Genomic DNA, 14008 nt, shown 5'->3' with positions numbered 1-14008 from the left:
TGACAACTGCGATTGATTCCTTAACGAAGCTGATCGTCGCGTCTGTACCCCTATAAACGTGAGTGCTGTCACGTTATTGTAGCGGCCATGGAACAGGTGGCCAGGTACACCGTGCTCGTCGTTTGATGCGCCGGAAGGTTGTCTGCAGGGGGCAGGTGGCTCACAGGGTCAAACCGGCGGCATCGCTTCGAATGCGAGTTCGTCAGGTTTGGAAGGTGTGCGCCTGCTTGTTTTTGATCAGCACAGGTGTCTGACGTCGTAATGCGCTTACCGTTCTCAGATGCGTTGTTTGCAAATACACGTCCGATAGTGATGCGCTGGTCGCGTCTGATGGCACGTATTTTCCACTTCTGCGCGGCGGTTTCGCCTGCGGCGCTGGTGCTGTTGCTGATGGGCGTGCATAACGGCGCCTTGATACGCACCTATGGCGTGCTGGCCTTGCTGGCAGGCCTGCTGACCCTGCTGGTGTTCACCGCCTTTGGCATGTACGGGCGGGAGATGTTCAGCAACCGGGTATTGATCCGCTCGACGATCGTGGCCTGGTCGGCAAGCTTCGGCCTGGTGCTGATGCTGCATACGGTGTTCCGGGTGATTGCCTATCTGCCGGTGAAGATGGCGCTGCTCTGGTATCTGACGACACTGTTGCTGCTGGTGCTCGGGCGGCTGTTGATGCTGGCGTTCTTCCAGCGACGCATCCGTGCTGGCCATTTCGTCGGCCGTTCGGTGATTCTGGGCGCTACGGAGAACGGCGCGCGACTCGCGCAGCACATGCAGCAGAACGTGGATATCGCCAGTGGCCTGCTGGGGTTCATCGATGACCGCAGCCCGGAGCGGATCAGCTCGCACCTACGCCCACAGCTGATTGGCAACTTCACCTTGCTTGAGCAGCTGATCCGCAACAACGAGGTGGACCAGGTGCTGATGGCGCTGCCAGCGGTGGCAGAAGGGCGCAATCATCATTATGTGGAGCTGCTCAGGAAGATGCCGGTGCAGGTCTTCCTGGTGCCGGAGATGCAGGCCTTCAATTTTGCCTTGCCGCGCGTGGCGGACATCTCCGATGTGCCGATGCTGGTGGTGTCGGAGCCGCCGTTGAAGGGCTGGGCACCCGCCTATAAAAGAGCCGAGGACATCATCCTGGCCAGCCTGGCGCTGTTGCTGCTGTCACCACTGATGCTGCTGGTGTCGGTTGCGATCAAGCTCGATTCACGCGGCCCGGTTCTGTTCCGGCAGCGGCGCTATGGCTACAACCACCAGTTGATCGAGGTCTACAAGTTCCGCTCCATGTTTCACGATCAGCGTGACATGGATGCGCAGACCCAGACCCGCGCCGGCGATCCGCGCGTCACCCGCGTGGGCCGCTTCATTCGCAAAAGCAGCATCGATGAGTTGCCGCAGCTGTTCAATGTGCTGGCCGGCAGCATGTCGATGGTGGGCCCGCGGCCGCATGCCACGGCGACCAAGGCTGCAGACGTGTTGTTCGAGGAGGCCGTCGCCAACTATGTGGCCCGGCACAAGGTGAAGCCCGGCATCACCGGCCTTGCGCAGGTACATGGTTACCGTGGTGAGACCGATACCGTCGAGAAGCTGCAGAAGCGTGTCGAATACGATCTTGCCTATATCGAGAACTGGTCGCTTGGCCTGGATGCCTTCATCCTGCTGCGTACGCTGCCGGCGGTGCTGTCGATGAAGGCGGCATATTGATGGCCCGCCCACGTGTTGCCTTGATCATTCCCGTGCGCAACGGTGAGCCACATATGGCGCGGATGCTGCCGGCGTTGCGTGCACAGTCGCTGCAGCCGGACGAGTTGCTGATCATCGACAGCGCCTCCAGTGACGGCAGCGTCGCGCGCTGGCGCGAATACGGGGCGCGGGTGGTGGAGATTGATCCCCGCGACTTCAATCACGGCGGTACACGCCGCCTTGCAGCCGGTATGGTCGACGCCGATGTGCTGATCTACATGACCCAGGACGCGATACCGGTGCCACCGAACGCGCTGCAGGCGCTGGTGGATGGCGTGTATGCCGCCGACGATGTGGGCGTGGCCTATGGGCGCCAGCTGCCCCACCCGGATGCCGGCGTTCTGGCGCGGCATGCGCGTGCCTTCAACTATCCGCCGCAGGGCCGCATCAAGCGCAGCAGTGACGCTGCCGAACTGGGCATCAAGACCTGTTTCAGCTCCGATGCGTTCTGCGCTTATCGCGCCGATCTGCTGGCAGCTATTGGTGGCTTCCCGCAGGACGTGATCGGCACCGAGGACACACATATCGCGGCGCGGATGCTGCTGGCCGGCCACGCGGTCAATTACGCGGCTGCGGCCGAGGCCTGGCACTCGCACGACTACACCATCGTGGAAGAGCTCAAGCGCTACTTCGACATTGGCGTTTTCTATTCGCGCGAACGCTGGATACGGCAGAACTTTGGTGGGGCAGGCGGCGAGGGCGGGCGTTTTGTCCGTTCCGAACTGCAGGCGCTGCGCCACGCCGGGGCACTGGCTGCCGTGCCGGGCGCGCTGCTGCGCACCGCTGCAAAATTCATCGGCTATCGTCTTGGGCATATGGAGCGGCATCTGCCGCTGCGCCTGAAGCGACGCATCGGAATGTTTACCGGCTATTGGAGCAAATCATGAAATCCCTGCGATTGGTGCTGCCGGCGCTGCTCACCCTGCTGGTGACGGCGTGTGCGATGTCCAACGTTGTGCAACTGCCCGCCAGCAAGGTCATCGGTGAGCGCCAGATCAGCAATTTCAGCCCGGAGCAGCTGCCCAAGCCGGTGCTCAAGGTGCATGTCGGTGACGTGCTGCGGATCGTACGCGACGCACAGACACCTGCGGAGAAGGACGAGGCGACGCTTTACCGGGTCCGCCCCGACGGCACCATCGCCTATCCCTTCATTGGTATCGTCAAGGCCGGTGGGCGCAGCCCCGAGGCGATCGGCGAAGAGATCAGCCAGCGGTTGGATGCGATCTACCGTGAGCCGCGGGTGACCATCAATATCGCGGAGGCACCCGGTAGCCGGGTGTATGTGGGTGGCGCGGTGCGCAACCCGGGCGCGTTCGATCTGATGTCGGCGGTGACCGTGCCACAGGCCATCACTGCCACCGGCGGCGTGCTGCCAACCGCGGACAGTCACCATGTGGCGCTGGTCCGCCAGGACGACGATGGTGTGCAGCAGGTGTACTTCTTCGACTACGCCCAGCTGCTGAGCCCTGCCACCAACGGCAAGGCGGGGGTGCAGTTGCAGCGCGGTGATCTGGTGTTCGTGCCCAGTTCGCGCATCGGCAATGCGATCCAGCGGGTGGACATGTATGTGGGCCAGCTGCTGATGTTCCGCGGGTTCGGCGCATCGGCGAATTATCAGATAAACGAGCCGTCCTATCGGATCAACAACCCAGACGGGAGCGTGCCGTGATCGAGGTCCGTAGTCTTCGTGACGCGCTGCGTCTTCTTTTCATCTTCACGCGTGAGTTCCGGCTGACATTGCTGGTCACGATCGCGGTGGTGGTTGCCGGTGCCTTCCTGCTGCCCAATCGCTACGTTTCCGATGCGCGGCTGCTGGTCAAGCCTACCCAGAGTGCCAGCGTGCAGCTGCCGGTGCAGCCGGGCCCGGAGTCCGGCTTCGTGCAGCAGAGCCCGCAGCGTGATCCGCTGCTGGATGAGGAAAAAATGGCGACCAGTGCGCCGGTCATGCTGAAGGTTGCCAAGGCCTATCTGGCCATGTCGTCGGTACCACCGCAGGGCGGCTGGGCGCGTTTCAAGTTCCAGCTTGGAAAGGCGGCCGCGTGGTGCAAGGAACTTGTCCGCGACATGTTCGTGGGCGTGGGTCTGATGGACAAGGCGCCGCCCGAAGACCGTCTGGCGGCACGTCTGGCAAAACGGCTGGCGGTAAGCCATGACCCGGGCTCGAACGTGATGGAGATGCGCGTGACCTGGGGCGACCCGCAGGTGGCGCAGGGCATCTCGCGGGCCTGGGTGGATGCGTATTTCGATGAGCGCGCAAATGCTGCGGGCGGCGATGCGTTGTTTGATTTCTACCAGCAGCAGAACACCGAGCTCAACGACACCATCATCAAGCTGAAACAGCAGTTGCGTGATCGCCTGCGGGTGATCGATGCCACCAGTGTCGAACAGCGCATTGAAGATGTGACCGATCAGCTGCAGAAGCTCTATCGCCAGCGCCGCGAGCTGCAGGCCGAGCGTGAAGCGCTGCGGGGGATACTCGGTGCGGCCGGACGGCAGCTGCCGGCCGTCGCCGGTGAAGTGATGACCGAGCGTGAGATCAGCCTCAATCCCGCCCGCGAAGACCTGAAGCTGAAGTTGAATGGCCTGAAGCAGCAGCGCCTGGATCTGCTGCGCAACTTCAAGGATGGCGCGCCGCCGGTGCGGGCGCTGGATGAAAGCATTGCCGGCCTCGAAGCGGAGATCGCCGCGGTCAATGACAACGTGGTGCGTTCGCGCAACATGGCCCCCAACGCCCTTGGCACGCGCCTGCGCCAGGACATGCAGGACGCACGCATCAATGTTGCCAAGATCGATGCCAACATCGCCGAGATCGACGAACAGCTCAAGCAGCTGCAGGCCGCACGCGAGGAAGTGATGTCGGCCGAGCCGTCATTGTCGCGGCTCAGCCTGGAGCTGGGTTCGGCCGAGAAGACCTTCGCGCAGTATTCGGACTATCTGCTGCGCGCGCGCGTGATCCGTGATTTGAATCGCAATCGGCTCAGCAATGTAGCCTTGGTCGGCGAATCGAGTTTCACCCCGTCGCGGGTTTTCCCGAAAAGCATGTTGATGTTGCTGCTGACCCTGCCGGTGGCGTTGGTTGTGGCCTTGGTGGTGGTGTTCGTGCTGTATCTGCTGGATCAGCGCATCCACGACGGCGGTCGCATCGAGAAAACCTTCAACGTGCCGTTGTTGGCCACGGTGCCGGAGATAGCGCGCGACCAGGAGGGGTCGCAAGCACTGCGTGCGGCGCTGTATCGCATCTACTGCCGGCTGCCGTTGGAGCAGATTGCCGAGCGCGGGCTGTCTCTGGGCGTGACGTCAGGTCGTTCCGGCGAGGGTGTCAGCTTCATCGCCTCGCGCCTGGCCATCGTGCTCAGGCAGCAGGGTTATACGGTGCGCGAGGGGGCACTGCCGGTCCAGCCCGGTGAGATGTTGATCGTGCAGGCGCCGCCGTTGAGCGACGAGCATGCGCTGATAGCGTTGCGCGGCTGCGACCGCATCATCCTGGTCGTGCAGGCACGCAGCACCACCGTACCCGCAGTGGAAAGTGCCTTGGCGCTGCTGCGCGACGCACTGGGACGGGTCGATGGCATCGTGCTCAACCGACGCGTGTTCGAGATCCCCGCCAAGTTCTGGAAGCCCATCAGTCGCTGGCTTGGGGCGTATTGAGTGAGAGTCGCCCTGCTCGCGCCACTGCCACCATTGCAGAACGGTATTGCCGACTATGCCCAGGCGTGGATGCAGGCGCTGCGTGGCGTCGGCGTGGACGTGTGCGTGCCACCGCACCGCGACGGGGAGGGTTGGGATACCCACGATGCGGATTTCTGGCAGGGCGTGGACATCGTCCATGCACAGCTGGGCGGCGGCCGTGGGCCGGAGTTCGTTGCGCTCGAGCAGCTGCGTGTGCGCTGGCCGCAGCTGGCGACCAGCGCCACCGTGCATGATCCCGAACGCCTGGTGTGGCGCTCGCCGGACCCTGCGCGCGGCGTTTTACGCCGCGTGGCGACGTGGCCGCGTCCGCTGCCGCAGCTGCTTGCGTTGGCACAGGACCGCAGCACGCTCGCACGCGAACGCAACGTGGCCGCCGGTCTTGATGCGATGGTGGCCTTGACCCGCACCGGCGCCACCTGCCTGCGGGAGCGGATGCGGAGCGCGGCAGACAAGGTTCACTTCATCGCGCATGGCAATCCGGTATTCGCCCAGGCGGAGCTGCCTCCGGACGAAGTCGTGCGGTTGCTGTATTTCGGCTTCATCTACCCGGGCAAGGGCATCGAAGATCTATTCGAAGCCGTAGCCGAGGTTTTCCGCACTCGGCCGCAGGCGCGGCTGGTGTTGACCATGGCCGGTGGCTCGTCACCTGAGCTGGCCTTTGGCAGCCGTGGCAACTATCTGTCACAGCTGCGCGAACTCGCCACCGGCCTTGGTATCGCAGAGCGGATCGCGTGGCAGCTCGATCTGCCCGCCGAGGGAATACTTGATTGCGTGCAGGCGCACCACGCGATGGTGCTGCCTTATCGCGATTCGCGGAAGCTGGCGCTGCTTGGCAAGCTGCGCGGGACCAGTGGTGCGCTGTCGTGGGCCAATGCAAGCGGGCGTGGGGTGATAGCCTCCGATGCGCGCGCGTTTGCCGAAGAGGTTTCATACGGCAACGGGGTGGTCTTTGCCCAGGGCCAAAGCCACGCGCTGGCGCAGCGGATTGTTGCACTGCTGGATGCGCCATCGCTGGCACGCCAGTGGGCGGTGGCGGCATCGGCGCTGGGTAAGCAACGGCAGTGGCAGACGATTGCAGATGAGTTTGCGGCGCTGTTCGCATCGGTAGTGGAGCGCAGACGATGAAGGAAGCGGGCGTGTTCAAGGTACGTCTGACGCGGATACTTGGCTCAGCGCTGTTGGTTGGCGCGCTGCTGTGGGGCGTCAGCGCCTGCGCCAAAGGCGAGCGGGCCGGACTGGAGCTGGTCCCGCCGCGGCCGGTGGTGTGGGCGGACTATCTGGGCGTCAATGCGCACTTCCTGTGGTTCGAGCCGGCGCGCTACCGCAAGCAGATGGATCAGCTACAGGCCCTGGGCCTGCATTGGGTGCGGGTGGATCTGCACTGGGACACCATCGAGCCACGCCAAGGCCAGTTCCGCTGGGATGTGCTTGATCCACTGATGGCGGAAATGGAGCGGCGCGGTCTGCAGGCCGAGGTGTACCTGGTCGGCTCGGCACCGCATGCCACCTCGGCGCCGGCGGGCAGCCCCAATCCCGACCAGTATCCGCCGAAGGATCCTGCGCTGTATGCGCGCGCTATGGTGCAACTGGCGCAGCGTTATCCCAAGGTGGTGGCCTGGCAGGTGTGGAACGAACCCAACCTGCCCGCATTCTGGCAACCCCGCGAGGACCCTGCCGCTTATGGACAGTTGCTGCTGACCACCGTGCAGGCAATGCGCCGTGAAGCCCCGGGCCGGAAGATCGTACTGGGCGGCATGGGCTATTTCAGCCAGATGCCTACCCGTAACGGCGCATTGATGGTGGAAGCGCTAGCCAAGGGCGGCTTGTTTTCCCTGGACGTGATCACCGCCTACCACCCGTATTCGCTGTATCCGGAGGGCGACGATGCGCACGCGATGGACTTCGTGCAGCGCGCCCGTCAGGGCAACGCGTCCTTGAGGGCCGCCGGTGCGGGCGAGATCTGGGCCGACGAATGGGGTTGGTCGAGCTATGCCGGCCCAAAGGAAGAGCAGCCCATCATCGGTGCGCAGGGGCAGGCGGACTTCGTCACCCGACGTTTGGCGCTGATGAGCGCACTGGATTACGACAAGATTTTCCTGTTTGCCCTGAGTGACCTGGATCAGCGCGCAGGTGCGCGCGACCGCCGCTACGGTCTGCTCGACGAGGCAGGTGATGCCAAGCCGGTATACAGCGCGGTGCAGCGGCTGCTGCAGATCACCGGGCCGCGCCTGGTACCGGGCAAGGCGCCGGCATTCAATGGCGCTGCGCCGGGTTTGATCAGCATTGGTTGGCAGCGCCCGGACGGCCGCCGGCTATGGATGTTCTGGGCGGCGCAGCCCGGGCAGGTCCAGGTCAACGGCCTCAACCAGGCGGTGCTGCACGACGTGCTGACAGGCGCGCGCAAGCAACTGGGCAGTGGTGACGCGGTGCAGGTACCGGTGTCGACATCGCTGTCGGTATTGGAGTGGTGATGCGGCCGCTGCATATCCTGTGGATCCTGCCGTATCTGCCATGGCCAACCACCAGCGGCGGCAAACTGCGGCAGTACCATCTGCTGCGCTGCCTGGCCGCGCGCGGCCATCGCATTACCCTGCTGGTGCAAAGCAAAGTGCCGCTGGATGCCGCGACCCAGGCGCAGTTGGAGCCGCTGCTGGAACGTCTGCTCGTGCTTGAGCGGCGGCCGCTGCGCTCAATGAAGACGATGCTCGCTGGGCTGCTGTCGCCAGCGCCGCTGCTGGCCTCGGTCAACGGCTACGCGCCGGCGTTCAGCCGCGCATTGGAGCAGTTGCTGCAGCAACCCTGGGATGTGGTGCAGTTGGAACACTCCTATATGTTCGAGCCGTGCCGCGGCCCACTGCGCAAGCATCAAGGCGGTTTCCTGCTCAGCGAACACAATGTCGAATCCACGCTGGCAGAGGTGACCTACAGTCGTCTGCCGGCAGTATTCAGGCCATTGGCGCGACTGGACCGTTGGCGTTACCAGCGTTGGGAACGCCGGGTTGTTGCTGCTGCGCGCAAGGTGGTGGCGATGACCGGGGACGATGCCCGGGTGCTGGCGGCGTACAGCCGCCAACCTGTCGCGGTGGTAGTCAACGGTACCGATACCGGGGCGTTCTCCGAGGTGGTGGCTGATCATGCCGCACGGCGGATTTTGTTCGTAGGCAACTTCGAGTACGCGCCCAACATCGATGCGGTGGAGTGGCTGCTGGACGACATCATGCCGGCGATATGGGCGGCGGAGCCGCAAGTACGGTTGTGCCTCTGCGGCTACGCATTGCCGGCGCAATGGGCCGAGCGCTGGCCGGATCCACGCATCGAGTGGCTTGGGTTTGTACCCAGCCTGCAGCCGGTGCAGGCCAGCTGCAGCCTGTTCCTGGCGGCGCTGCGCGATGGGGGCGGTTCCAAGCTCAAGGTACTGGAGGCGATGGCGGCGGGCCTGCCGGTGGTCGCTACGCCGCAGGCGGTGTCCGGGCTGGATGTGCAGCGTGGCACGCACTACCAGGGCGGTGTGGACGCGGAGGCACTGGTTGCTGCGGCCTTGCAGTTGTTGGCAAGTGCACAGCTGGCACACAGCACCGGCGAGGCGGGCCGTGACTATGTACGCGCGCAGCACGATTGGCAGCGTTCCGCAGACCAGCTGGAGGCGGTGTACGCCGGGCTGACATGCGCATAGGCATCGATTACCGGCCGGTCACCGCCGCACCGCATTCGGGCATTGCCCGTCAGGTGCTGGCCCTTGAGCAGGCGCTGCTGGCCGAAGGGTGCGAGCTGCTGCGTTTCAGCATGGCGCCGGAAGGGCATCCGCACCGGCAGCTGGCCATCTGCCCACCTGCGGCGACGGCCAGCAACGGCCTGCATCGGCCGCGTTCGCGCCTGGCCTTCGAACTGGGCTTCCTGCCGGGAGCACTGCGGGCGCATGGTGTCGATCTGTATATCGCCACCGCCAACAGTGGTTTGCCGCTGCGCCGTCCGCCGACATTGCGCAGGCAGGTACTGTTGCTGCACGACGTGTTCCAGCTGACCTTGCCCGGCCGTCATGCCAGCTGGCTGCACGGGCGTGTCTATGGCGGCATGGACCGTTTTCTTATCGGGCACGCGGTGCGCGGCGCCGACGCGATCTGGACACCGTCGCAGTTCAGCGCTGCTGCGCTTGCACGGTTGTATCCGCGTGCGGCGGAACGCACCTCGGTCCTGCCTAATGCGGTACTGCCGTTGGCGGCACCCAGTCCGGCGTCCGATCCGGCGTTGCCAGCGCGCTACTGGCTGGTAGTGGGTACCCGCGAGCCACGCAAGAACATCCCGTTCCTGCTGCAGCAGTGGAACGCGCTGCGTGGTGATGGCCACGCGCTGCCGGATCTTGTACTGATCGGTGACCCTGCCGATGTACCTGCGCACCTGTCGGCGCTGGCAGGCCTGCACTGGCGCAGCGGGCTGAGTGACGCGCAGCTGTCGCGGCTGTATCACGATGCCGAACGCCTGCTGCACCCGGCGACCGCCGAAGGATTCGGCTTGCCGGTGATCGAGGCATTGAGTTGCGGCACACCGGTTGCGGTCGCCACTGGCAGTGCGCTGGATGAGATCACGCCGGCGCAGGCGCTGCGGTTTGATCCGCGGGACGTGGTTCAACTGAATAGTGCGCTGCTGGCGGCGGCATCGGGGCGCGGTGAGCAGGAAACCCCTGGCGCGCTGATGATGTCAGCACGGCGCTACAGCGCCGGGCCCTACCAACAACGGGTGGCACAGCTGCTGCAGGAGGCATGGCGATGAGGCTGGGCACTACTGTCGCCGTGCTGTGCGGCCTGCTGTTCGGCAGCCTGCTGCTGTTCCTGCCGCCGTCCAAGTTTTTCGTGGTCTTGGCGGGACTGCCGGCGGCGCTGGTGGTGCTGCGTTGGCCGATGGTAGGGCTGTCGCTGTTCGCGCTGGTGGCCACCTTCATGCCGTTCAGCACGTTGCAGGTGGGTTTCCGTTTCACCTTGGCCGAGGCGATGCTTGGGCTGACCTGGGCGGGCGTGGCGCTGCAGTTGTTCTTCCAGCGGCTGGAGCGGCCGCAGTGGGGCAGCGTCGAGCGCGGCCTGCTGTTGTTGATGGTGTTCAGTGTGCTGCCGTTCCTGGTTGGTCAGGTGATGGTGGTGGCCGATGGCAATGGACCAGTAAATTGGGTGCGCTGGTTGGCCAACCTGTCGCTGCTGTTGCTGGCACCGCTGATGCTGTCGCAGGAAAAGCAACGCGAACAATTGATGGTGATGCTGTTGCTGGGCAACCTGGCGATGTTGTTGCTGTCGTTGGGGATGTTCGTCAAATCACGCAGCGCGCTGGACATGATCCCGGTACTCGAGAAGATGCATTACGCGCACCCGGAGGCGTTGCTGGATATTTTCAGTGCCGAGAACGCGCGCCTGGGCTCGCCCTGGGTTCACCCCAACCTGACCGGCGGCGCGATGGCGATGTTCGTGCCACTGGCGGCCTTCTACGGCCTCTATCAGCACGGCTGGCGGCGCGCACTGGGTGCGGCGGTGGCCGTGCTCGGTGGTGCGGCGTTGCTGTTGAGCAGCTCACGTGGTGCCATCCTGGCCATCGGCCTGGTACTGCTGTGGCTGTCCTGGCTGCGGGTTCCCTATGCGCGTGCGATGGTCATGGCCGGCATCATCCTTGGTGGGGTGCTGGCGCTGACCTATGCGCCGCTGCAGGACCGTCTGGCGACGATGTTCTCATCGGACAATGCCAGCACCGAGGTACGTGTGGATGAGTACAAGCGTTTCCCCGAGGCGGTGGCACGCTACCCCTTGGGAATCGGCTTCCGCACTGAACCGCCAGTGCCGGGCAGTGGCCTGCTCGGCATCTCCAATCTTTGGCTGTACTACATGTACAAACTGGGAGCGCTGGGCATGGTGCTGTATTGCGTGGTGACCTGGCGCTGGTGGCAACAGGTGCGGCCGCGCGGCAAGGTGCTTACGGTGGATAGGCGTAATGGGCTGTGGATGGGCTGCACCACCGGCCTGGTAGCGGCCTTGCTGACCGGACTGATCGATCACTATTACAGTTTCACCATGGTGCTGGTGGCCTTGTTCTGGCTGCTGATGGGTCTGGGGTTGCAGAGCGCGGCCGCGGTTTCCTCCGGTACCCCTGGCCAGCCTTTGTCGAGTTTGAGGAAGCAGCAATGAAACACCGGATTTTTCATTCCATGGATCTGCGTGCACGGCTGGCCGACTACGCCGCCCGCATGCAGGTTGCTCCGGCCGCGCTGGGCGAAGCCTACGAATGGCTGTTGGCCAACGAGGGCGCATTCGAGGAAGCCAGCGGTGATCAGGTGCGGGTATCGATCTGCTCGGTGGATATCGAATCGCAGCTGCAGCATCCACTGGGCAGGCAGCTCTACCATGTGCTGAAGACCGAGGTTCCGGCGCAGCTGGTGCCACGCTATGGCATCAACTGGCCGACGTTCAAGGACCGCTCCCTGCGCTTGTGGGAGCAGATCTACAACATCGCCATCAACAAGGTGCCGTTCCATTGGGTGCGGCTGACCTGGTTGCGCCTGGGCGGCGCGAAGATCGGTGAGGGTTCCACGATATGGCGCAATACCGAAGTGCTGGGTGTCAACAATCTGGTGATCGGCAAGGACAGCGTGATTGCCTGGCACTGCCAGATCGACGCCCGCGCCGGCCTGCGCATCGGTGACCATGTCGCCATCGCTTCGCACGTGCTGATCATTGCCGGCTCGCATGACCTGACCGCACCGGAGTTCTGGTCGGTTTCCGCGCCCATCATCATCGATGACTATGTGTGGATCGCCAGCCGCGCGCTGGTCGCGCATGGCGCGCACCTTGGGCGCGGCTGTGTGATCACCGCCAACACGGTGGTGGCCAAGGAAGTGCCGCCCTACAAGATCATCGGCGGCACCGGTGCCAAGCCAATGGGTGAGCGGCCGCACAACCTGTCCTATCGGGTGGGTGGCAAGAACATCCTGACGCTGCTGCACTGAGCATGTTCCGCACTACGCTCTGGTTGACGGTGGTGACGGTAGCCGGGCTTGCGCTCGGCTTCGGCCGCGAATGGCTGCTGGTCGATGCCTGGGGCGCAGGTGCACGTACCGATGGTTTTCTGGTGGCGCAGTTCCTGCCCGAAGCCATCCGCATGACCTTGGCTGCCGGCCTGCTGTCGTCGGCCGCGCTGCCGTTGTATCAACAGCTGGATGTGGAGCGCCGCAGCGGGTGGGTGTCCACCCAGGTGGCGAGTGTGTTGCTGATCGGCATTCTGATCAGCGTGGTATTGGCGTTGGCTGCTGGTCTATGGGTCAGGTTGATAGGCCCGGGGCTGGCGCCTGCCGCGCAGCATACTGCTGCATCCAGTCTGCTGGTGCTGTCCTGCGTGATACCGATGCTGCTGCTGCATGCGTTGGCAGCGGCGGTGGGGCAGGCGCAACAACGATTTCTGGTGGCCGGCCTCGGCTCGTTTCTCTACAACCTGCCGCCGGTGCTGTTGTTGCTGCAGCAGCGTGGGGCAAGCGATGAGCGCAGCCTGTCGTGGGCGTTCGTTGCCGGTGCCGTACTGATGTTGTTGTCGGTGCTGCCGTTGCTGTGGCGCGGTGGCTGGCGGCCTTGGCGCTGGTGCTGGCAACGGCGCGATGCTGCTGAACTGTATGCCAGGCTCGGGCCGTTGCTTGCCAGCGCCGGGGCCAGCCAGGGGCTTGTGCTGCTGGAGCGCATCTGCGCCTCTTTCCTCGGCGAAGGTGCCATCACCCTGGTCAACCTGGCGCGCAAGCTGGTCAACCTGCCGTTGGTCGCGCTGATGAGTCTCAACCAGGTGGTGCTGGCGCGCATGGCGCAGTTGGGTGAAGACCTTGCCGCGCGGCGGGCTGCATTGCGGTTGGGCTTGCTGCTGACGGCTGCAATGACCATTCCTGCTGCGGCCGGCATGATTGGCAGCGCGCCGTCACTGGTGGAGTTGCTGCTGCCCTCCGGCATGCAGCAAGGGCCGTTGCCGATGTTGCTGGCCTGGTTCGCATGCGTGATTGTTTTCGGCGCTTGGAATGCTTTGCTCGCGCGTTATGCCTATGCCATCGGTAACACTGTCTTGCCGATGCGCTATGAGTTGATGGGCAGCGCGGTCAATGCCTTGGCACTGGCGTTGGTGCCGGCGGTGACGGGGATCGCCGGCATCGCATGGGCTGCGTTGGCCGGGTGTCTGTTGACTGCCCTGCTGTTCCTGCGCCGCTATGCGCTGCTGGGCGATCCATTGATGCGGCGATTGCCAGTGCTGGCGATGCTTGCACTGGCGGGGGCGTGGCCGCTGTTCTTGCTTGTACCGGGAGTATGGCTGCAGATCTCCGCTGCTTCGTTATACGCGTTCGTATGGCTCCTGTTGCTGGGGAGCTGGTGTCTACGCATCGCACGGGCGCCGACGCTTGTCTCCCCAGGCTGACTTGAGTTGGCCGCTTGAATCGATCACGTTGATGCGCATGCGCCGGGCTTGGGCAGTGCGTCCTGCATACCCAGCTGGCTGTGCCGGATATCGCTTCGGGGCTTGAATGGCCAACTGACAGCAGCCACGGTGCGCTCGGCGTCGTGGCTCGTTTCAAGCG

General features: G+C 64.2%; 11 protein-coding genes. All 11 read left to right on the top strand.

The window, feature by feature from the left end; genetic code table 11:
* Positions 1–330: 330 nt before the first annotated feature.
* Genes ACVOKO_RS10915 through ACVOKO_RS10865 form a run of 11 tightly spaced genes read left to right on the top strand, consistent with a single transcriptional unit; the run spans position 331 to position 13848 of the window.
* Complete coding sequence (locus ACVOKO_RS10915) at positions 331–1701, top strand: undecaprenyl-phosphate glucose phosphotransferase (RefSeq protein ID WP_346498936.1); 1371 nt, start codon at positions 331–333, stop codon at positions 1699–1701.
* Positions 1701–2627 carry a glycosyltransferase family 2 protein gene (locus ACVOKO_RS10910; protein ID WP_346498935.1) on the top strand — a complete coding sequence of 309 codons (927 nt, stop codon included), beginning with the start codon at positions 1701–1703 and terminating at the stop codon, positions 2625–2627. Before ACVOKO_RS10915 ends, ACVOKO_RS10910 begins: the two co-directional genes overlap by 1 nt.
* Positions 2624–3409, top strand: a complete 786-nt coding sequence (locus tag ACVOKO_RS10905) for a polysaccharide biosynthesis/export family protein (protein ID WP_346498934.1) — start codon at positions 2624–2626, stop codon at positions 3407–3409. The genes ACVOKO_RS10910 and ACVOKO_RS10905 overlap by 4 nt, the downstream gene beginning before the upstream one ends.
* Positions 3406–5388 carry a GumC family protein gene (locus tag ACVOKO_RS10900; RefSeq protein WP_346498933.1) on the top strand — a complete coding sequence of 661 codons (1983 nt, stop codon included), beginning with the start codon at positions 3406–3408 and terminating at the stop codon, positions 5386–5388. The genes ACVOKO_RS10905 and ACVOKO_RS10900 overlap by 4 nt, the downstream gene beginning before the upstream one ends.
* Positions 5389–6555 carry a glycosyltransferase gene (locus tag ACVOKO_RS10895; RefSeq protein ID WP_346498932.1) on the top strand — a complete coding sequence of 389 codons (1167 nt, stop codon included), beginning with the start codon at positions 5389–5391 and terminating at the stop codon, positions 6553–6555. It begins immediately after the preceding gene.
* On the top strand, positions 6552–7901 hold the full coding sequence (locus ACVOKO_RS10890) for a beta-galactosidase (RefSeq protein ID WP_346498931.1): 1350 nt from the start codon (positions 6552–6554) through the stop codon (positions 7899–7901). Before ACVOKO_RS10895 ends, ACVOKO_RS10890 begins: the two co-directional genes overlap by 4 nt.
* Positions 7901–9103, top strand: a complete 1203-nt coding sequence (locus ACVOKO_RS10885; protein WP_346498930.1) for a glycosyltransferase family 4 protein — start codon at positions 7901–7903, stop codon at positions 9101–9103. The genes ACVOKO_RS10890 and ACVOKO_RS10885 overlap by 1 nt, the downstream gene beginning before the upstream one ends.
* Positions 9094–10197 carry a glycosyltransferase family 4 protein gene (locus ACVOKO_RS10880; RefSeq protein WP_346498929.1) on the top strand — a complete coding sequence of 368 codons (1104 nt, stop codon included), beginning with the start codon at positions 9094–9096 and terminating at the stop codon, positions 10195–10197. The genes ACVOKO_RS10885 and ACVOKO_RS10880 overlap by 10 nt, the downstream gene beginning before the upstream one ends.
* On the top strand, positions 10194–11591 hold the full coding sequence (locus ACVOKO_RS10875) for an O-antigen ligase family protein (protein WP_346498928.1): 1398 nt from the start codon (positions 10194–10196) through the stop codon (positions 11589–11591). Before ACVOKO_RS10880 ends, ACVOKO_RS10875 begins: the two co-directional genes overlap by 4 nt.
* Positions 11588–12409, top strand: coding sequence for an acyltransferase (locus ACVOKO_RS10870; RefSeq protein WP_346498927.1), 822 nt, complete (start codon positions 11588–11590; stop codon positions 12407–12409). The genes ACVOKO_RS10875 and ACVOKO_RS10870 overlap by 4 nt, the downstream gene beginning before the upstream one ends.
* 2 nt (positions 12410–12411) lie before the next feature.
* Complete coding sequence (locus ACVOKO_RS10865; RefSeq protein ID WP_346498926.1) at positions 12412–13848, top strand: lipid II flippase MurJ; 1437 nt, start codon at positions 12412–12414, stop codon at positions 13846–13848.
* The last annotated feature ends 160 nt before the right edge of the window (positions 13849–14008 follow it).

The sequence above is a fragment of the Stenotrophomonas sp. STEN240 genome, from assembly GCF_056756175.1.
Note: the sequence above shows the minus strand (reverse complement) of the source record. Positions and strands in the feature narration are given on the sequence as shown.

Coding starts and splice junctions, on each gene's coding strand:
- ACVOKO_RS10915 (WP_346498936.1), top strand. CDS start 331: ATGGCACGTATTTTCCACTTCTGCGCGGCGGTTTCGCCTGCGGCGCTG.
- ACVOKO_RS10910 (WP_346498935.1), top strand. CDS start 1,701: ATGGCCCGCCCACGTGTTGCCTTGATCATTCCCGTGCGCAACGGTGAG.
- ACVOKO_RS10905 (WP_346498934.1), top strand. CDS start 2,624: ATGAAATCCCTGCGATTGGTGCTGCCGGCGCTGCTCACCCTGCTGGTG.
- ACVOKO_RS10890 (WP_346498931.1), top strand. CDS start 6,552: ATGAAGGAAGCGGGCGTGTTCAAGGTACGTCTGACGCGGATACTTGGC.
- ACVOKO_RS10885 (WP_346498930.1), top strand. CDS start 7,901: ATGCGGCCGCTGCATATCCTGTGGATCCTGCCGTATCTGCCATGGCCA.
- ACVOKO_RS10880 (WP_346498929.1), top strand. CDS start 9,094: ATGCGCATAGGCATCGATTACCGGCCGGTCACCGCCGCACCGCATTCG.
- ACVOKO_RS10875 (WP_346498928.1), top strand. CDS start 10,194: ATGAGGCTGGGCACTACTGTCGCCGTGCTGTGCGGCCTGCTGTTCGGC.
- ACVOKO_RS10870 (WP_346498927.1), top strand. CDS start 11,588: ATGAAACACCGGATTTTTCATTCCATGGATCTGCGTGCACGGCTGGCC.
- ACVOKO_RS10865 (WP_346498926.1), top strand. CDS start 12,412: ATGTTCCGCACTACGCTCTGGTTGACGGTGGTGACGGTAGCCGGGCTT.